The following is an 18,019-nucleotide window of genomic DNA, read 5'->3' on the forward strand; positions in this document are numbered from 1 at the left end:
CTGTATTGGCGTAATCCAGCTGGAACTTCACCCCGGGCAAGCCTGTCGGGGCGTGCGCGGGGGAAATAGTTTGAGGCTACTGAGGTTGGGAATGCAACGCGGGAGCTGTCCCGGTGGGCGGGAGTCGGGCAAACCACGGTCCGGCGGTTCAAGCAATGCCGGCCAATGGTTCATCCAGCGGAACTCCGGAGAGCGGACCTACTCCACCAGGCCCTTGTTTCCGTGGAGGGTGCCGGTCGGGAAACCCAAGGCGACCGGTTGCGGCGTCGCGCAGCAGGATTCGGGCTCCGGCTGGCCAGTTTCGCAGCCCGATGCGTCCTGGGCCGGGGCATCGCAGGATCCGCCGAGATCCGTGGAGCAGACCCCGGTCTCCGGCAAGGAGAGCTGGACGCTCGCGGCGGCCTGCAGGTCGCCGGCCAGATGGGCGGCGATGGATCGGATTTGTTCGTAGCCGGTGGCCAACAGGAAGGTCGGGGCGCGGCCGTAGCTCTTCATGCCGGCAATGTAGAAGTTCGGCTCCGGGTGGGACAGCACGCGCTCCCCGTGCGCGCTGACGGTGCCGCAGCTGTGGAACTCCGGATCGATCAGCGGTCCGAGCTCGCGCGGAGCATCCACCGCGGGGTCCATCTCCAGGCGCAACTCGGAGAGGATCGACAGATCCGGGCGGAAGCCGGTGGCCGGAACGATGTAGTCCACGTGCAATTCCCGCCCGTCGGCGCCCACGACCAGGGTGCGCTCGCCGTTTTCCAGGCGCACGATGGAGAGGTTTTCAATGAGGTCGACCTGCCCGGTATCGACCAGGCGGCGCAGGCTGGTGCCCAGCTGCCCGCGGGCCGGGAGCTGGTCCGCCGCGCCTCCGCCGTAGAGCTTGACCGGGTTGGCGGTTCCGCGCAGTCCCCACAGGATCTTCGTGTCCGCCTGGGCGCTCTTCAGCCGGCCCAAGGAAATCAGGGTGTTCGCCGCCGAATGCCCGGCGCCGAGCACCAGCAGCGTTTTGCCTGCGAAGTCGTCCCGGTCCGCGCCCAGCGGATCGGGCAGCGGCGAGGTGATGGCGCCGCGGGAGCGGGCCTCTGCCTCGCCCGGGGCTTCGAGCCCCGCCCGTCCGACGGGATTGGGGGTATTCCAGGTGCCGGAGGCGTCGATCACCGCACGGGCGGTGACGTCACGGATGCCTTCGGGGGACTGGGTGCGGACAAGGAACAGCGCCTGGTCGCGGCCTGTCGTGCGGGTCTTGTCCAGGCCGATCCCGTCGTCTAAGACGCGCGAAACGCCGATGACGCGGTGCAGGTAGCGGATCGAGGGCGCCAGGGCGGGGTGCGCGGCCAGCGGCAGCAGATAGTGCTCCACCAGTTCGCCGCCGGTGGGCAGGGAGGTTTGCCGCGGCATGTCCCAGTCGCCCAGGCAGTTTCCCGCCGGTGTTTCCAGCAGCCGCCGGGCGGCCGCGTCGACATTGAATTTCCACGGGGAGAACAGCTTGATGTGCGCCCATTCATGCATGGACGCCCCGGCAGCTTCTCCTGCTTCGAGGACCAGGAACTGTTCTCCGCGCTCGTTGAGGTGCGCGGCGGCGGCCAGTCCGATGGGACCTGCGCCAATGATCACGATGGGATGGCTGTTGTTCACGGGGGTTCCTAACGCTGTGGGAGAAGTTCGCTGATGAGATGTTCGATGCGGGTGCGGATCTCGTCGCGGATCTTGCGCACCGGCTCGATGCCCTGGCCTGCTGGATCATCCAGCGTCCAGTCCTCGTAGCGTTTGCCGGGGAAGATGGGGCAGGTGTCCCCGCAGCCCATGGTGATGACGACGTCGGAGGCCTGCACGGCCGCCGTGGTCAGGATCTTGGGGGTCTGGGCGGACATGTCGATGCCCTCTTCCTGCATGGCCTGGACGGCGGCCGGGTTCACCTGGTCGGCCGGGGCGGAGCCTGCCGAGCGGACGTCGATCCGGCCTTCGGCCAGGTGCTGCAGGTAGGCGGCGGCCATTTGGGAGCGTCCCGCGTTGTGCACGCAGACGAACAGCACCGAGGGCTTGGTATTCATGGGTCAGCCTTTCAGCGGCGAAGATGCGGCGGGGAAGAATTTGCGCGACCAGAGGGCCACGTAGACCAGCGCCACGAGGATCGGCACCTCGATCAGCGGGCCGACCACCCCGGCCAGGGCCTGGCCGCTGGTGGCGCCGAAGGTGGCGATGGCGACCGCAATGGCCAGCTCGAAGTTGTTGCCGGCGGCGGTGAAGGCCAGGGTGGTGGTGCGCTCGTAGCCCAGCTTCAGGGCGCGCCCGATCAGCATCCCGGCGCCGAACACCACAACGAAGTAGATCAGCAGCGGCAGGGCCATGCGGGCCACGTCCCAGGGGTTGCTGATGATCGCATCCCCCTGCAGCGCGAAGAGCAGCACGATGGTGAACAGCAGCCCGTACAGCGCCCACGGGCCGATCTTGGGCAGGAAGACGCCCTCGTACCAGTCGCGGCCCTTGGCCCTTTCGCCCACGGTGCGGGTGAGGAACCCGGCCAGCAGCGGGATGCCCAGGAACACCAGGACCGAGAGCGTGATCGCCCCGACGGAGAACTCCGCGCTGGTGGTCGGCAGGCCCAGCCAGGCGGGGAGGACCTGCAGGTAGAACCAGCCCAGGACGCCGAAGGCCACGACCTGGAAGATCGCGTTGACCGCAACGAGCACGGCGGCGGCCTCGCGGTCGCCGCAGGCCAGGTCATTCCAGATCATCACCATGGCGATGCAGCGGGCCAGCCCCACGATGATCAGTCCCGTGCGGTATTCGGGCAGGTCGGGGAGGAACAGCCAGGCCAGCAGGAACATGAAGGCCGGGGCCAGCAGCCAGTTGAGCACCAGCGAGGTGATCATCAGCTTCTTGTCGGCCAGCACGCGCCCGGTTTCGTTGTAGCGGACCTTGGCGAGGACCGGGTACATCATGACCAGCAGTCCCAGCGCGATGGGCAGCGAGACGCCGGCGACCTGGACGGAATCCACGATTTGGCCGAGCTGCGGGAGCAGCCGGCCCAGGCCGAGGCCCAGGGCCATGGCCAGCAGGATCCAGACCGCCAGGTAGCGGTCCAGGGTGGAGAGCTTCCCCGGAGTCCGGCGCGCAGCTGGAGTTGTCGTTGGTGGCACGAAGCATCCTTAGGTAATATTGATGTTCATCGATATATGTTTCCGGTTCGAGTATGATGACTTATATCGAAGAATGTCAATTTAGGTAGGTGCTCTAGATGACGGCAACCCCGGTGGCGGACGACGCCGCGAGCGCAGCCTGCTGTGCCACCTGTGCCGCGCCGGCGCTGGCCGAAGCCGAGGCGCGCGAGGCCGCGCGGCTGCTGAAGGCGATTGCCGACCCGAACCGCCTGCGGCTGCTGTCCATCGTCAAGCACGGGCCCGCGGACGGCACCTGCGTGTGCGATCTGACCGAACCGCTGCAGCTGGGCCAGCCCACGGTCTCGCACCACCTGAAGATCCTGGTGGATTCCGGGCTGCTCGCCCGCGAGAAGCGCGGGACCTGGGCCTATTACACCCTGGTTCCGGGGTCGCTGGACAAGGCCGCCGCGCTGATCTCGGAGCTTTGAGCGTGAAGCCGCCCGCCGGTGTTCAGCTGCGCCCGATGGCCGCTGGGCAGTGGCCGGGCGTGGAGCGCATCTACCGCCAGGGCGTCGCCGGAGGACTGGCCACCTTCGAGGGCACCGTCCCTTCCTGGGAGGACTTCTCGGCGCGAAAAATTGCACAGCTGGGCCTGGTCGCGGTCGACCGGGACAGCGCCGTGATCGGGTGGATTGCCGCGTCGCCGGTGTCCGCACGCTGGGCCTATCGCGGCGTGATCGAGCATTCGGTATACGTCGACGCCGCGCAGGCGGGCCGGGGCGTGGGCACCGCCCTGCTCGGAGCGCTGGGCGCACGGGCCCGGGCGCGGGGTTATTGGACGATCCAGTGCGCCATCTTCGCGGAGAACCACGCGAGCAGGGCGCTGCACCGCAAGGCGGGATTCCGCGAAGTGGGCTGCCGGGAGCGCATTGCCCAAGCTTCGGCAGGCCCCTTTGCGGGCCAGTGGATCGACACGGTCCTGTACGAGCTGCGCCTGGAGTCGGGCGCAGCAGCGGAAACCTAGGCCACGATTCCGTCGAGGAACAGCGCGCTGCAGTCCTTGGTCAGCTGGTCCAGCGTGTACTTCTTGGACGGGGAGAACCAGCGGGCGGTCAGCCACAGGGCGTCGCGGATCAGGCGGTGCACCACGTGGGCATCCAGGTCCTTCTTGAACACGCCGGAGGCGATGCCCTGCTCGATGACGTCCACCCAGAGCTTGGCGATGTCGCTGCTGATGGCGCGCGCACCGGTGGACTTGGGCAGCTTCTGGATGTACGCGACCTCGTTCTGGTAGATCTGCGTGGCGTACGGGAAGTCGCGGATGATTTCCAGGGTGATGCGGATCAGCTGGTTCAGCGCCTCGCGCGGTTCGGTACCCGAATCGGTGACGCTGCGGTAGCGGCCCTGCAGCTCCTCGAGGAACTCGGTCAGGATCTCCTCGACCATTTCGTCCTTGGAAGCGAAGTGGTGGTAGAGGCTGCCCGAGAGCATGCCCACCGAGGCGGAGATTTCGCGCACCGAGGTGCCGCCGATGCCCTGCTCGGCGAAGAGCCGGGCAGCGTTGTCGAGGATGACAGTCCGTCGGGCCGGGGCGGTCTTTTCAGCCATATGTCGCTCTTTCGCAGAAGGTGCAGGTGCAGGAGGATCCGGGTCTTCGCCGCGCGCCGGGCGCTGCGGGGTCGAATTCCATCCTAACAACTAACCAAGCGCTCGTTATTGGCGCGGGGCGCGTCCCGGCCACCGGGATGCACCGCTCGGCCCGCCATGCGCCGGGATGTAATGGTGGGCGGCGCGAAGTAACCGCCGTCGATTTCTTTCCCCGAAGGAGCAGCCCATGAGGAACTGGACCCACCACTACGCCCGGATCAACGGCATCCAGATGCACTACGTGGAAGAAGGCCAGGGCCCGCTGGTGCTGCTGCTGCACGGTTTCCCGCACACCTGGTTCAGCTGGCGCCACCAGATCACCGCGCTCGCCGAGGCCGGCTACCGCGTGGTGGCACCGGACCTGCGCGGCATGGGGCAGACCGAAGCACCCGAGGAGCTTGCGGCCTACCGGGCCGATGCCATCACCGCGGACCTGGTGGGCCTGCTGGACCACCTGGGCGAGGAGCAGGCGGTGGTCTCCGGCATCGACTACGGCATGTTCGCCGCCTACGACCTGGCCGCCGAACACCCCGAACGGGTGCGCGCGCTGATCGGCCTGCAATACGCCGGCCTGCCGCACTACGACGCGCTGCCATCGCAGACCGAGATCGAGCGCGGCAAGGAAGCATTCAACCACATGGCCTATTACCATGTGGACCCGCAGGGCGCCCGGGCGGACTACGACGCGCACCCGCGCGAGATCATCGCCAAGATTTTCCACGTGCTGTCCACCGAGGGAGACTTCGCCGCGGTGTACGCCAACCCTGCGGGCACACCCTACCGCCAGGCGCTGCCGCAGCCGCCGGCCCTGCCCTGGTCCTGGCTGGGCGAATGGGAGCTGGAAGCCTATGTCAGCGACTTCGCCCGCAGCGGTTTCGGCGGCGGCATCAACTGGTACCGGGTGGCGGACCTGAACTGGGACTACCGCAACGACCGCGCCGCCGGGAAGAGCACGGTTCCGTACTACTTCCTGGGCTCGGAAACCGACCTGCAGCTGGCCGAACAGTACGGCGAGGGCATCCAGGCGCAGCTCGACGCGCAGCACGGGGACGTGCGCTCGGTGGCCACCGTGCCCGGCGGCGGCTACCTGATCGCCATGGAGCGCGCCGCCGAGGTCACCGAGAACTTCCTTGCATTCCTCCACGATATGGACCGCGTGAGCGTCTAACACTGCGCCGCACCTAGAATTGCCGCAGGGCAGGGACCGCGACGCGGCCCGCGACGGCGGCAAAGAGGAGTTCGTGTGCAGTGGATCGAGGCCGCATTCGTCCGCGGCGGAACGAGCAAGGGCCTGTTTTTCGCCCACAGCTGGCTTCCCGAAGGGCGCGAGGCCCGGGACCGGGTCTTCGCCGAAGCGCTGGGCTCGCCGGACCGCTTCGGCCGCCAGCTGGACGGGATGGGCGGCGGCAGCTCCTCGCTGTCCAAGGTCATGGTGGTCGCCCGCTCGCAGCGTAAGGGGGTGGATCTGGACTACACCTTCGGGCAGGTCGCGGTGGATACCGGGGTGACCGACTACGCCGGCAACTGCGGCAACCTGTCCTCCGGGGTGGTGCCCTTCGCCCTGGAAGCCGGGCTGCTCCGGGCCCCGGATGGGCGGCAGGCCTTCACGCTGTTCAACACGAACACCTCGAAAATCGTCCAGGTGAGCCTGCAGGTGGTCCAGGGGCGCGCCGCCGTGGAGGGCGACCTGTCGCTGCCCGGGGTGCACGGCGCCGCCGCACCCATTGAACTGAGCTACCCCGACCCGGCCGGAAGCCGCAGTCCGGGGCTGCTGCCCACCGGCAATCCGGTGGACGTGCTGCCGGTCGATGGGCAGGAGTATCCGGTGAGCCTGGTGGACGCCGCGCTGCCGACGGTGGTCATCGAGGCTGCGCGGCTGGGCCTGGAAGGCACCGAAAGCCCGGAGCAGATCGATGCGAACAGGCCGGTGATGGCGCTGCTGGAAAAGATCCGCCGGGCCGGGGCGGTGGCCATGGGGCTGTGCGCCACTCCCGGGGACGCGGCGCAGGTCATGCCCAAGATCGTGCTGGTTGCCGCACCGGCTCCCGCGACGCTGCTGGACGGCTCGCTGAGCCCGGCCGGGGACTGCGACCTGCTGGTCCGGGTAATCTCCATGGGGCAGACGCACAAGGCGGTTCCGGGCACCGGGGCCATGTGCCTGGCGGCCGCCGCGCAGATTCCCGGAAGCATCTCCGCGGTGCTGGCCAGCCGGCGGAACAGCGACGTCATCAGGCTGGGCACGCCTTCCGGCGCGGTGTCCGCCGCCGCGCACTTCGACGCCGCCGGCGCGCTGGTGCACACCTCGCTGCTGCGCACCGCAAGGATCTTGATGAAGGGCTTCGTGCAGCTGCCGCGGTAGCACTACCGCGGCGGCTGCACGAAGCGTCCGGAATGAACGGCTACCCGACGCTGCTCAGCGGCAGCAGCCGCGCGCGGTCCACCGCGTACGGCGAGTTGCGATCCGGGACTGCGCCATGGTGGTCATCGGGCTCCATCACGCAGTGGGTGCGCCCGTAGACCGTGTACATGCACTTGTTGCAGTGGATGCAGCGGCTGGTGACCGTGGAATCCTCGCGGATCCGGTTGGCCAGGTCCGGTTCGCGCAGCAGCCCGCGGCCCATGGCCACGAAGTCGAAGCCCTCGCGCATGCCGGTGTCGATGTGCCCGCGGTTGGTGATGCCGCCGAGCAGGATCAGCTTGGTGTGCTTCATGACCGGAACGAACTGCCGGGCCGCGTCAAGCATGTACAGGTCCTTGTACGGGAAGCTGCCCAAGGCGAGCTTGCCGAACAACCGCACGCCGGTCTTCATCGGCTCCTTCACCACGGCGGCGAAGTCGGACACCGGAACATCGCCGCGGAACAGGTACATCTGGCGGATGATCGAGGACCCCTGGGTCAGCTCGATGGCATCCAGGTTCCGGTCCTCGTCCAGCAGCTGCGCGGTGCGGATCGAATCATTGAGCCAGATGCTGCCGGGCAGCCCGTCGTCCATGCTGATCTTCGCGATGACCGCGATCTTGTCCCCGACTTCCTCGCGCACGCGCTGCGCGATCTCGCGCACGAAGCGCGAACGGTTCTCGATGCTGCCGCCGTAGTCGTCCTTGCGGCGGTTCAGCAGCGGGGAGAGGAAGGAGCTGGGCAGGTAGTTGTGCCCGAAGTGCAGCTCCACGGCGTCGAAGCCGGCCTGCACCGCGATCCGGGCCGCCGCCCCGAACTGCTCGATGACCATGGTGATTTCCTCGCGCCGGATGGCGCGGCAGTACTCCATGGAGGAGGGGTTCACGAACTTGCTTGGCCCCATGGAGGTCACGCCGGTGATCTTCTTGGAGGCGACCATGCCCGCGTGGCCCAGCTGCGCGGAGATCGCGCCGCCCTCGGCGTGGATCGCATCGGTGAGCCGCTGCAGCCCTGGCAGCGACTTCTCGCTCATCAGGATCTGGCCCGGCGCCGAGGCGCCCTCGGGGGAGACGCAGCAGTAGGCCACCGTGGTCATGCCCGCGCCGCCGCGGATGAAGTCCAGGTGGAAGTCGATCAGGTCGTCGGTGACCAGGCCCTTGGGGGAGCGCCCCTCGGAGGTGGCGGCCTTGATGATGCGGTTGCGCAGCGTCACCGGGCCCAGGGTGACCGGGGCGAACGGATCGGGAATTGTGGTGGTCATGCTCATCCTTTTCGCGGCACGAGGCCGGGTGGTGGGATAGGGAATAACAAACAAAGACAAGGGGCCCCCACCATGGTGCGGACCGTGGTGGGAGCCCCTTTGCCGGGTGCGCCGCCGAAATTCCTAGAGGGCGTCGGCGACAAGCGCGTCGCCGATGACCGGCTCCACGCGGGACTTGATAGGCAGGCGGCCGTCGCGCACCGCGTCATCGATGCTCTGGCTCAATGACGAGCAGCTCAGTGCGGTGGTGCCGCACACGCTGTCCCGGGCATCGGCCGTGGCTTCGGCGAAGCGGGGGCACGAGGTCGCCGCATCACTGACCCACTGCACACTGGTGTGCGGGATGCTGAACTTCTCCACCAGAACGGCGGTCCCGCACTGCTGGCAATCGATCTGTTTCATGAGGTGCTCCTCGCTGGCCCGTTTCCGGGCCGATAGTACTTTTCCCCTGCATCGATGCGCCGGGTGCGTGGTTTATCGGTAAAGGCTAGGCCTTGGCCTTGGTTGGATCCTGTTCCGGAACGATGCCCTTCGCCACGTTTTCAGCGACCTCGACCTTCCAGGTTTCCAGCGCCTTGGTGGTGTCCACCTCGAACTCGAAGCGGGCGACCATGTCCTCGGTGATGTCCTCGACATCCACGAAGAACTGCTCGTACCAGCGGCGCAGCTGGTAGACCGGGCCGTCCTCGGCGGTCAGCAGCGGGTTCTCGATGCGGGTCTTGTGCTTCCAGATCTCCACGTCCTGCTTGAACTGGGTCTCGACGCCTTCGGTGAACATCTCGGCCATGCCGTCGGCCTGCTCCTGGGTGACGCCGTCGATGGTGTGCACGGTGGTGCCGAACATCAGCACGAACGAATCCTGCGAGATCGGGTAGTGGCAGTTGACCAGCTTGGTCTCAACGGTGGTGTCGCCGGCCACGGTGTACACGGTGTCCAGCATGAAGGACGGGCCGTAGTAGGCCGCGTCCGAGATGGTCTCCGAGTCCGGCATGTCCAGCTGCACGCCGGTGTGGATGTCGTCGCGGCCGGTCGAGCGCATGTGCTGCGCGGCGACGTGGCCCTCGAAGATGTTCTTGAAGTACTGCGGCATCTGGTAGTGCACGTAGAAGAAGTGCGCCATGTCCACCACGTTGTCCACGATCTCGCGGCAGTTCGAGCCCTCGACCAGGAAGGTGTTCCAGGACCAGTCGCTCCACTCGCTGGTGCCGAAGCCCGGGATCTCGGGAATGGTCACGTCAGCCGGGGGAGGGTTGCCCTGCGGGTCGTTCCAGACGAACAGCAGGCCGTTGACCTCCATGGTTTCCCAGGCTGCGGTGCGGGCACGCAGCGGCACACGCTGCGCGTACGGCACGTCCTTGCACTTGCCGTCGCCGCCCCAGCGCCAGTCGTGGAACGGGCAGGAGATCTCGTCGCCCTTGATTTCGCCCTTGGACAGGTCGCCACCCATGTGGCGGCAGAAGGCGTCCAGCACGTTGAGCTTGCCCTTGGTGTCGGCCCAGATGACTACCTTGGTGCCGAAGACCTTCACGGTGTGCGGCTTGCCGTCGCGGAAGTCCTTCGAGCGGCCCAGGCAGTGCCAGCCGCGCGCGAAGCGGGTCGGGTTGCTGCCCGCGTCGATCAGGCGGACTTCGTCGAACTGCTCGGAATCGGTGACTTCGGTCATGTCAATGGACATGGCTTCTCCTATTCGTAGGTGTGGTGCCGGCGATCCGTGGTGTTTCGCCGTAGGGTAGCTGCGCACCGATGGCAGGGCCATCATCGGTGAAGGCCTGTTGGTGCAGCGAGCCGGGGTCTTGCAGGGTTGCTCAGCGCATGAGCACTTGCCCGCCGTCCACCGGCAGGGAATGCCCGGTGATGTAGCGGGAGTTTTCCGAGCAGAGGAACACGACCGCCGGGCCGATGTCCTTCTCGGTGTCGCCCATGCGCCCCAGCGGAATCGTCGCGATGTACTCGCGCGCTTCCTCCGGGTTGATGCGCTCCCAATGCTCAAGGGAGGGCGAGGTGGCCAGCGGAAGAATTGCGTTGACCCGGATGCCGTCGGCTGCCCATTCGCAGGCCGCCGTGCGAGTCAGCACGCGGATCGCTTCCTTGGCGGCCGCGTAGCCGCCGTAGCCGGTCGGGTTCCACCGCACGCCGGCGGCCGAACCCAAATTCACGATGGCGCCATTGCCCTGCATGTGCGGGTGGCAGGCGCGCATCAAGCGCCAGGTGGCCAGCGGGCCGGATTCCATGCCGCGCAGGTAGTCCTGCTCCGCCAGGTCTAGCAGCTGTCCGTGCACGGTGGTCTGCGCGTTGTTGACCAGGATGGACAGGGAGCCGAAATGCTCCACCACGTCCCCGACCAGCTTTTCGATCTGTTCCGGGTCGATGACGTCGCACGTGAACGCGTGGGCGTCTCCGCCTTCCGCGCGGATCTGGGCGGCCGTGTCTTCCACCTTCTGCGCGGTGCGTCCGGCGAGCGCTACCCGCGCTCCTTCGAACGCCAATGCGCGGGCGATGCCGCGGCCTACGCCCTGCCCCGCTCCGGTGATCAAAGCCACCTGGCCGTCGAGTACACCCATGCCTGCTCCTTTTGGTTGCCAACGCTTCAGCACTCAGTGTGCCAAGCGGATGTGACGAGGATCTCCTCTTATCCCACTGTCTGGGACTTTGCGCGGAGCGGTTTTCGGATCGGCAACATACTAATTTCACGCTCGCGCAGGGCGGCCGGCATCCGGTCCCCGATCCACGCAGTTAACTGCGTCGCGCAGGACGCTTGGCGATCCGCGCACTCCCGGGGAGGAAGTCCCGGGAACCACCGATGCACCGCGGGCGTACATCACTCACACCGCACAGAATAGGAAGCGCCATGGCGTCCTCCGGGCAGCATGCCTCACCGAAAACGGCCAAGTTCCCTGGCTACGCAAAAATTGTCAGCGTCCTGCTGGTCGCCGAATTCGTCGGCACCTTTGAATCAGCGATGATCTTCATCGCGCTGCCCAGCATGATGCACGAGTTCAACGTCGACGCGGCCGCCATCGGCTGGGCCGCGACGGCCTTCCTGCTGGTGGCCGCCGCCTCCGCCGCGGTCTGCGGTCGCCTGGGCGACATGTACGGTCGCAAGAAGCTGCTGGCGATCGTGCTGGCGATCTCCGTGGTCGGCTCGATTATCAGCTTCACCTTCGGCTCGCTGGAGGGCGTGATCCTGGGCCGTGCGCTGCAGGGCGTGGCCGGGGCGACGCTGCCGCTGTGCCTGGGCCTGGCCCGCCAGGAACTGCCCAAGGAAAGGGTGCCGAACGTGATCGCGCTGATCGCCGGGTCCTCGTTCCTGGCCGGCGCCGGCGGCAACCTGATTGCCGGGGTGCTGCTGCAGCTGGGCAACTGGAAGGCGCTGTTCATCGTTTCCGGCGCCATGGGCCTGATCGCCGCGCTGATGGTTATCACCTTGCTGAAGACCTCACCGGTGGCCCGCGGCGAAGCCCGCGGCATCGACTACGTCGGCGGGCTGCTCTTCGCGCCGGCCGTGGCCCTGGTGCTCTACGGCCTGACCAATGCCAGCGCCTGGGGCGTGTTCAGCGGACGGACCCTGGGTTTCGTGCTCGGCGGCCTGGCCGTGGCTGCCCTCTGGGTCGCGTGGGAGCTGCGCGTTTCCAACCCGATGATCAACCTGCGCCTGCTGAAGACCAACAAGATGGCCCTGACCCAGCTGTGCACCGCGGTGCTGGGCATCGGCCCGCTGGTGGCCGTGGGCATCCTGACCCCGCTGATCCTGCTGGCCCCGGCCACCGACCCGGCCGGCCTGGGCGTCTCCCCTGCCGTGGGAGGCCTGATCATCTTCAGCGCCGCGACCCTCAGCTTCGTCGGCTCCCCGTTCAGCGGCAAGGTCGCCGCGGCCGTGGGCGCCCGGCGTGCGCTGCTGATCGGCATCGTGATCAGCTTCGTTGGCTACTCGATGATGTTCTGGGCCGATAACAACCTGCTCACCTTCGTCATCAACACCTACGTGATCGCCATCGGCGTCATGTTCACCTACACCGCGTTCCCGAACCTGGTCGCCGAATCGGTGCCGTTGGAGAACACCAGCGAGGGCATGGGCATCAACACGGTGACCCGCACGATCTTCATGGCCGTGGGCACCACGGTGCTGACCGTCGCGCTGGCCTCCTCCACCGTGGAAGGAACCATGGTCTCCACCGAGTCGGCGTTCAACACCGCCTACATCATCATCAGCGTTTCCTGCGTGATCGGCTTCCTGCTGGCGCTGCGCATCAAGGATACGCCGCGCACCGACGCCGCGGATCCGCAGGACTCCACCCTGAGCGTCCAGGGCCACTAGGCCCCGCGCACCCGCGGGTCTGGCACCGCCCGGACCCGCCATATTCCACCCGCCCCGGCTCCCTCGACGCATCGAGCGGTCCGGGGCGGGGACCCGTCCGCCGGTGGCGCATCCCAAATCTCGCGCGCCGTTCCGGACTTTCTTTCAGTACGCATTACCCAGCGCCCGGTTCCCCGGGCGCTGTCGCAACCATGCACTGACAACAGCAAAGGAAACACGATGGCGTCGTTTCTAGACAAACAACAGGCCGGGGCCACCCGGTCAAGCTATGCAAAGATCATCACCGTGCTGATCGCCACGGAGCTGGTCGGCACCTTTGAATCCGCGATGATCTTCATCGCCCTGCCGAGCCTGATGGCCGAGTTCCAGACGGACGCGGCCACCGCCGGCTGGGCAGCCACCTCCTTCCTGCTCGTCGCCGCGGCCTCCGCCGCGATCTGCGGCCGCCTGGGAGACATCTACGGACGCAAGAAGATGCTGGTGATCGTGCTGGGCATCTCGCTGGTCGGCTCGATCATCAGCTTCACGGCGGGCTCCATCGAGGGAGTCATCATCGGCCGTGCGTTCCAGGGTGCGGCGGGCGCAACGCTGCCGCTGGGCCTGGGCATCGCCCGCGCGGGGATCGAGAAGGACAAGGTCCCCGGCGCCATCGCGCTGGTCGCCGCGGTGTCCTTCATCGCCGGCGCCGGCGGCAGCCTGGTGGCCGGCGTGATGCTGGACCTGGGCAACTGGCAGGGCCTGTTCATGGTCTCCGGCATCCTGGGCCTGATCGCAGCGGTCATGGCCATGACCATGCTTGACCGCTCCACCGGGCTGAGCAAGGACAACCGGAGGATCGACTACCTCGGAGGCTTGCTCTTCGCTCCGGCCGTGGCCCTGGTGCTCTACGGCGTTTCGAACGCGGCCGCCTGGGGCATCACCAGCGCCCGCACCCTGCAGTTCGTGCTCGGCGGCCTGGCCCTCGCCGCGATCTGGATCTGGTGGGAACTGCGGGTCCAGAACCCGATGATCAACCTGCGCCTGCTGAAGACCAACAAGATGGCGTTGACCCAGCTGGCCACCGCGATCCTGAGCGTCGGCCCGCTGGTCGCCGCGCAGATCATCGGCCCGATGATCATGCTCTCCCCGGCCGGATTCGGCGTGGGCCTGGGCCTGTCGCCGACCATGGGCGGCCTGGTCATCTTCGGCGCCGCGTCAGTGGCGTTCATCTGCTCGCCGATCAGCGGGAAGATCGCCGCGAAGGTGGGGGCCCGCCGTTCGCTGCTGATCGGCGTGGTCATCTGCGTGATCGGCTACGGGGCGCTGTTCTGGGCGCAGTACAGCGTGCTGAGCTACATCATCGCGATCAACGTGGTGTTCGTCGGCACCATGTTCGCCTACACCGCGTTCCCGAACCTGGTCGCCGAGTCGGTGCCGGTGGAGAACACCAGCGAGGGCATGGGCATCAACACCGTCACCCGCACCATCTTCATGGGCGTGGGCACCACCGTGACCACCATGGCGCTGGCCTCCTCCACCGTTGAGGGCGTTGGCGTTCCGTCGGAATCCGCCTACACCCTGACCTACACGATCGTCCTGGTCACCAGCGTGATCGGCTTCGTGCTGGCCTGGCTGATCCGCGACCGGAAGAACGGGAAGCGTGCCGCCGGCACCGCTGCCGCCGGCAACGAGGACCTGGTCGGAGCCGTCGAAAGCTAAGCCCAGCAGGCAACAGGCAACACAGGCAAGAGGCCGGGGAGGGACCCAGTAATCGGTGTCCCTCCCCGGCCTCTGTGCTGTGCGCGGGGTGCGACGCGGATCAGGCGCCGGTGCGCTTGATCAGCGCGGCCAGCGCCTGGCCGCCGCCGATGCACATGGTGACCACCGCGTGGTCCAGGCCCCGGCGCACCAGGTCCTTGGCCGCGCGCAGCAGCAGGATGGCACCGGTGGCGCCGATCGGGTGGCCCAGGGCAATGGCGCCACCGTAGGGGTTCACGCGTGCAGGATCCAGCTTGGCGTCCCGGATGACTGCCAGCGCCTGCGCGGCGAATGCCTCATTGACCTCGAAGGTGTCGATGTCCTGCGGGGACAGGCCGGTTTCGGCGAAGAGCTTGTGCAGGGCCAGCGTCGGGGCGTAGCCCATATAGGCGGGGTCCAGCGCGGCGGTGGTGACGTGCTCCAAGGTGGCCAGCGAACCCAGGCCGAGCTCCTGCACGGTCTGCTGTCTGGCCAGCAGCACCGCGGCGGCGCCGTCGTTGATGCCCGAGGCGTTGCCTGCGGTCACGCTGCCGCCGGCCCGGAAGGCGGGCTTCAGCAAAGACAGGCTTTCGGCGGTGGTGTCCGGGCGCGGGTGCTCGTCGACGCTCACCGTGGCCGGCTTACGCCCGCCGGTGGTCACGGCGGTGATTTCTTCGGCAAAGGCGGCCAAGGCTTCCGGGGTGCCTGAGCGGCGCTGGCTTTCGGCGGCGAATTCGTCCTGCTGCTCGCGGCTGATGCCGTACTTGTCCGCCACGTTTTCAGCGGTGGCACCCATGTGCTGCCCGGAGAACGGGTCGGTGAGCATGGCTACCGTGCCGTCCAGCACGGTGCGGTTGCCCAGCCGGGAGTTGCCGCGGGAGTCGTAGTCAAGGAACGGCATGCGGGACATGGACTCGGCGCCGCCGGCGAGGATGAACTGCGAGCCGCCCCAGGCCAGCTGCTGGGCGCCGGACCAGATGGCCTGCAGACCGCTGCCGCACAGGCGGTTGACGGTGAATGCCGGAGTGGACTCGGCCAGCCCCGCGCCGAGTGCCACCCGCCGGGCAAGATACGCGTCGGGGCCGACCTGGCCCACGCAGCCCATGATGACCTCGTCGACCTGTTCCGGGGCGACCGAGCTGCGGGACAGCGCCTCGCGGGCGGCAATCTGGCCCAGCTCATGGGACGGCACCGAATTCAGGCTCCCGCCGTAGCGGCCTACGGGGGTGCGTGCGCCGTCGAGAATGGCGATCTTTTCTGTAGACAAGTCGGCTTCCTTAGATCCTGGTAGTTAATGCAGGCCCACGGCCATGCCACATGCCTGCCACGTTACAAAAAAGTCCTAGTGGCGGGCCTGAGATGATCCCGTTCTCCGGGATCCTTCCGGCGCGGCCCGCCGCAGCTGCGCGAGCATGGAGGGCGGGGACCCTCACCGGGTCCGCGCGGCGACCCGGAGGCTTCCGGAGCAAGGATTTTCATGTTCTCCGATTTGGCGTTCTTCTCCTTCGTCCAACTGGACGATGCCTCGCTGCATGGCGCGTACAACCGCTGGCACCAGCTGGATCACCGCCCCGAGAACCTGGCCCTGCCCGGCGTGGCCTGGGGAGATCGTTGGGCCCGGATCCGTGAAGAGGAGCCGGCGCATGCCGCCGACTCGACGTTCGCGGACACCGATTTCGTGGCGATGTATTGGTTCCGGGATCCGGTGGAGCACAGCGTGGATGCCTGGGATCGCCTGGGCGAAGCGTCATTCCAGTGGGGCCGTGGGCCCATCATTCCCGGGGTTGAACGCAAGCTGCTGGCATTCTTCCGCCCGGTCAAGGGCTACTCCGCGCCGCACGCACTGGTCAGCCCCGACGTGCTGCCGTTCCGCCCGAACCAGGGCATGCACATCACGCTCACCCGCTACCCGGAACCGCACGGTCTGGACGCACACGACAGCTTCCGTTGGGAAGACACCACGTTGATGCCCGCACTGCTGGAGGTTCCCGGCGTCGCCGGAGGCTGGACCTTCTCCTTCAGCCACGCGCAGAAGCACAGCACGCTGCCTTTCGCGGACACCGTCAGCCACCAGCCGGGCGAACTGCGGATCCGATTGCTGTACCTGGACGGGGAACCGGAGAGCACCGGTGCCGCGATCCGCGGTACCGAACAGCAACTTGCCGCCGAACCCTCGGCTCCACAGGCCGGAGAAGTCCTCTTCTCCTCGACACTGAGCACAATCGTTCCTTGGAGGGACTGGTGAAAAACATCGAAGAGCGCCTGCAGGCGCTGGAAGACCGGGCTGAAATCCTGGACCTGATCGCAAGCTACGGACCCTTCGCCGACTCCGGCAACGGGCAGGCCATCGAGCGGCTCTGGGCCGAGGGCGGGACCTACTCCTTCGACACCACCACGCTGCAGCACGAAGACCTTGCGGGGCTTGTCGAATTCGACACCCACAAGGACTTCATGGCGGCCGGGTGCGCGCACGTCGGCACCGCGCCGTCGCTGCGCATCGACGGGGACACCGCGGTGGCAACCAACCATTCGCTGGTTTTCGCCCGCCGCGGCGAGCCATGGACTGCCGAGCGCGTCAGCGCGAACCGCTGGGAGCTCACCCGCACTGCCGAGGGCTGGAAGGTATCCAAACGCGAGAACCGTCTGCTGACCGGCAGTGAATGGGCTCGACAGCTGTTCAGTAACTAACTGTGGACGTGAAAAGGCCAGCAGATACGGTATTGAGAGTAACCCCTGCAGTGAAATTGCAACTGGTAGTGGGAGCTCGGTTATAAGGGCCAGATTCTAGCACTAGCGTTCCCATTGAGGCTGCTCAACTTCGGCCTATTTCCGATTTGTAAAATTAGTTTCGGCAAGAATGACTGTCTAAAGTATGCGGAATTTAGTGCGCCTGCACCTTATAGGTCTTTGACTCAACTTTTGTTGCGTTTCTGCTGAGCGGCAAGCCTCGATGACTTTTGGACTAGCCCAGAGCAGGATGATAGCGAATGAACGGCTTTACCGTGTAGTGCAAAAGCCCTCTTATCTTGTTCTGTCGTGCCTGGGAGATTTCATTCTTGTTGCGTTTGTTGAACATATCTAGGAGAAACCGATAGTCGTTTCCGCCATCGTTACCGTTGTAAGGAGTGGCCGGGAAAGCACCTTCGTCATACAACCAAGCCAAGATCCCCCGTGAAAAGTAGTCTGATGTGAGGGAAATATGCTCCCCTGCAAGGATCTTCTTGCGAAGCTCGAACAAGCCCCGGAAGATAGTGACCTGAAGGTTCAGATCACCTCGTTGGAAGTGTTGCACACACTTGCTGCCGATGTATTCCAAGGACTGCCCAGTGTGATGGTTTTGGATGGTGTACATGTAGAGCAGGTGCTGCTGTCCGCAAACGCACTCACCCTCATTCGAAGGATGTTCGTCGACCGACGTTATGCCCCATTCCTGTGCGGCATTGTAAAAATCGTTTGCTACTGAATTGGCCTCGATTACCTGCTTTAGCGTTTCGAAACTGTTCGCTGCCATGCCACGCTCCTTACTTTGGTCAAATTTTACTGGAATTTGTAGGCCCAAAGACCGGTCGCTGAAGCGTTCGATAGAGGAACGG

18 protein-coding genes are annotated in these 18,019 nt (G+C 66.4%); 8 read left to right on the forward strand and 10 right to left on the reverse strand.

What is annotated here, in order from left to right; all coding sequences use genetic code 11:
- Positions 1 to 198: 198 nt before the first annotated feature.
- The 3 genes from IEY43_RS07685 to arsB are packed head-to-tail and all read right to left on the reverse strand — an operon-like array spanning position 199 to position 3,128.
- Positions 199 to 1,623: an FAD-dependent oxidoreductase gene (locus tag IEY43_RS07685; protein WP_188948019.1), complete on the reverse strand. Its 1,425-nt coding sequence runs from the start codon at positions 1,621 to 1,623 to the stop codon at positions 199 to 201.
- A gap of 8 nt (positions 1,624 to 1,631) precedes the next feature.
- Positions 1,632 to 2,039 carry an arsenate reductase ArsC gene (locus IEY43_RS07690; protein ID WP_188948020.1) on the reverse strand — a complete coding sequence of 136 codons (408 nt, stop codon included), beginning with the start codon at positions 2,037 to 2,039 and terminating at the stop codon, positions 1,632 to 1,634.
- A 3-nt stretch (positions 2,040 to 2,042) separates the two neighbouring features.
- Positions 2,043 to 3,128, reverse strand: coding sequence for an ACR3 family arsenite efflux transporter (gene arsB / locus IEY43_RS07695; protein WP_268240057.1), 1,086 nt, complete (start codon positions 3,126 to 3,128; stop codon positions 2,043 to 2,045).
- A 98-nt stretch (positions 3,129 to 3,226) separates the two neighbouring features.
- On the opposite strand from arsB, the gene IEY43_RS07700 reads away from it, so the two are divergent.
- The gene (locus IEY43_RS07700) at positions 3,227 to 3,577 is read left to right on the forward strand and encodes an ArsR/SmtB family transcription factor (protein WP_188948021.1); all 351 of its coding nucleotides are present in this window, start codon (positions 3,227 to 3,229) and stop codon (positions 3,575 to 3,577) included.
- A 2-nt stretch (positions 3,578 to 3,579) separates the two neighbouring features.
- A complete protein-coding gene (locus tag IEY43_RS07705; RefSeq protein ID WP_308425047.1) occupies positions 3,580 to 4,113 on the forward strand; it encodes a GNAT family N-acetyltransferase in 534 nt (177 codons plus the stop codon).
- Here the strand turns inward: IEY43_RS07705 and IEY43_RS07710 are convergent.
- Positions 4,110 to 4,697 (reverse strand): TetR/AcrR family transcriptional regulator, encoded by a 588-nt coding sequence (locus tag IEY43_RS07710; RefSeq protein ID WP_188948022.1) that lies wholly within the window; start codon positions 4,695 to 4,697, stop codon positions 4,110 to 4,112. The two genes, IEY43_RS07705 and IEY43_RS07710, sit on opposite strands and share 4 nt — an antisense overlap.
- Before the next feature lie 226 nt (positions 4,698 to 4,923).
- Here IEY43_RS07710 and IEY43_RS07715 point away from each other — a divergent pair, with 226 nt between their 5' ends.
- Together IEY43_RS07715 and IEY43_RS07720 are read left to right on the forward strand one after the other, a co-directional pair.
- Complete coding sequence (locus tag IEY43_RS07715; RefSeq protein WP_188948023.1) at positions 4,924 to 5,904, forward strand: alpha/beta fold hydrolase; 981 nt, start codon at positions 4,924 to 4,926, stop codon at positions 5,902 to 5,904.
- 75 nt (positions 5,905 to 5,979) lie between these two features.
- Positions 5,980 to 7,095 carry a PrpF domain-containing protein gene (locus tag IEY43_RS07720; RefSeq protein ID WP_188948024.1) on the forward strand — a complete coding sequence of 372 codons (1,116 nt, stop codon included), beginning with the start codon at positions 5,980 to 5,982 and terminating at the stop codon, positions 7,093 to 7,095.
- Positions 7,096 to 7,135: 40 nt separating this feature from the next.
- Here the strand turns inward: IEY43_RS07720 and IEY43_RS07725 are convergent, their stop codons facing one another.
- The 4 genes from IEY43_RS07725 to IEY43_RS07740 form a co-directional block, all read right to left on the reverse strand.
- On the reverse strand, positions 7,136 to 8,395 hold the full coding sequence (locus tag IEY43_RS07725; protein ID WP_188948025.1) for an NADH:flavin oxidoreductase: 1,260 nt from the start codon (positions 8,393 to 8,395) through the stop codon (positions 7,136 to 7,138).
- 123 nt (positions 8,396 to 8,518) lie between these two features.
- On the reverse strand, positions 8,519 to 8,797 hold the full coding sequence (locus tag IEY43_RS07730; protein ID WP_188948026.1) for a hypothetical protein: 279 nt from the start codon (positions 8,795 to 8,797) through the stop codon (positions 8,519 to 8,521).
- 85 nt (positions 8,798 to 8,882) lie between these two features.
- On the reverse strand, positions 8,883 to 10,070 hold the full coding sequence (locus tag IEY43_RS07735; protein ID WP_209550356.1) for a 3-ketosteroid-9-alpha-monooxygenase, oxygenase component: 1,188 nt from the start codon (positions 10,068 to 10,070) through the stop codon (positions 8,883 to 8,885).
- Between the two features lie 130 nt (positions 10,071 to 10,200).
- Positions 10,201 to 10,956 (reverse strand): SDR family NAD(P)-dependent oxidoreductase, encoded by a 756-nt coding sequence (locus IEY43_RS07740; protein WP_188948027.1) that lies wholly within the window; start codon positions 10,954 to 10,956, stop codon positions 10,201 to 10,203.
- 287 nt (positions 10,957 to 11,243) lie between these two features.
- On the opposite strand from IEY43_RS07740, the gene IEY43_RS07745 reads away from it, so the two are divergent.
- Together IEY43_RS07745 and IEY43_RS07750 are read left to right on the forward strand one after the other, a co-directional pair.
- Complete coding sequence (locus IEY43_RS07745; RefSeq protein ID WP_188948028.1) at positions 11,244 to 12,710, forward strand: MFS transporter; 1,467 nt, start codon at positions 11,244 to 11,246, stop codon at positions 12,708 to 12,710.
- 219 nt (positions 12,711 to 12,929) lie between these two features.
- A complete protein-coding gene (locus tag IEY43_RS07750) occupies positions 12,930 to 14,408 on the forward strand; it encodes an MFS transporter (protein ID WP_188948029.1) in 1,479 nt (492 codons plus the stop codon).
- Positions 14,409 to 14,508: 100 nt separating this feature from the next.
- Here IEY43_RS07750 and IEY43_RS07755 read toward each other — a convergent pair whose 3' ends face one another.
- A complete protein-coding gene (locus IEY43_RS07755; RefSeq protein ID WP_188948030.1) occupies positions 14,509 to 15,693 on the reverse strand; it encodes a thiolase family protein in 1,185 nt (394 codons plus the stop codon).
- Positions 15,694 to 15,903: 210 nt separating this feature from the next.
- Between IEY43_RS07755 and IEY43_RS07760 the strand changes: the two genes are divergently transcribed.
- Positions 15,904 to 16,671 (forward strand): hypothetical protein, encoded by a 768-nt coding sequence (locus tag IEY43_RS07760; RefSeq protein ID WP_188948031.1) that lies wholly within the window; start codon positions 15,904 to 15,906, stop codon positions 16,669 to 16,671.
- Positions 16,668 to 17,114, forward strand: a complete 447-nt coding sequence (locus IEY43_RS07765) for a nuclear transport factor 2 family protein (RefSeq protein ID WP_188948032.1) — start codon at positions 16,668 to 16,670, stop codon at positions 17,112 to 17,114. Before IEY43_RS07760 ends, IEY43_RS07765 begins: the two co-directional genes overlap by 4 nt.
- A gap of 274 nt (positions 17,115 to 17,388) precedes the next feature.
- Here IEY43_RS07765 and IEY43_RS07770 read toward each other — a convergent pair whose 3' ends face one another.
- The gene (locus IEY43_RS07770; RefSeq protein WP_188948033.1) at positions 17,389 to 17,937 is read right to left on the reverse strand and encodes a hypothetical protein; all 549 of its coding nucleotides are present in this window, start codon (positions 17,935 to 17,937) and stop codon (positions 17,389 to 17,391) included.
- Positions 17,938 to 18,019: the final 82 nt, after the last annotated feature.

The sequence above is a fragment of the Glutamicibacter protophormiae genome, assembly GCF_014647495.1.
Taxonomy (GTDB): Bacteria; Actinomycetota; Actinomycetes; order Actinomycetales; family Micrococcaceae; genus Glutamicibacter; species Glutamicibacter protophormiae.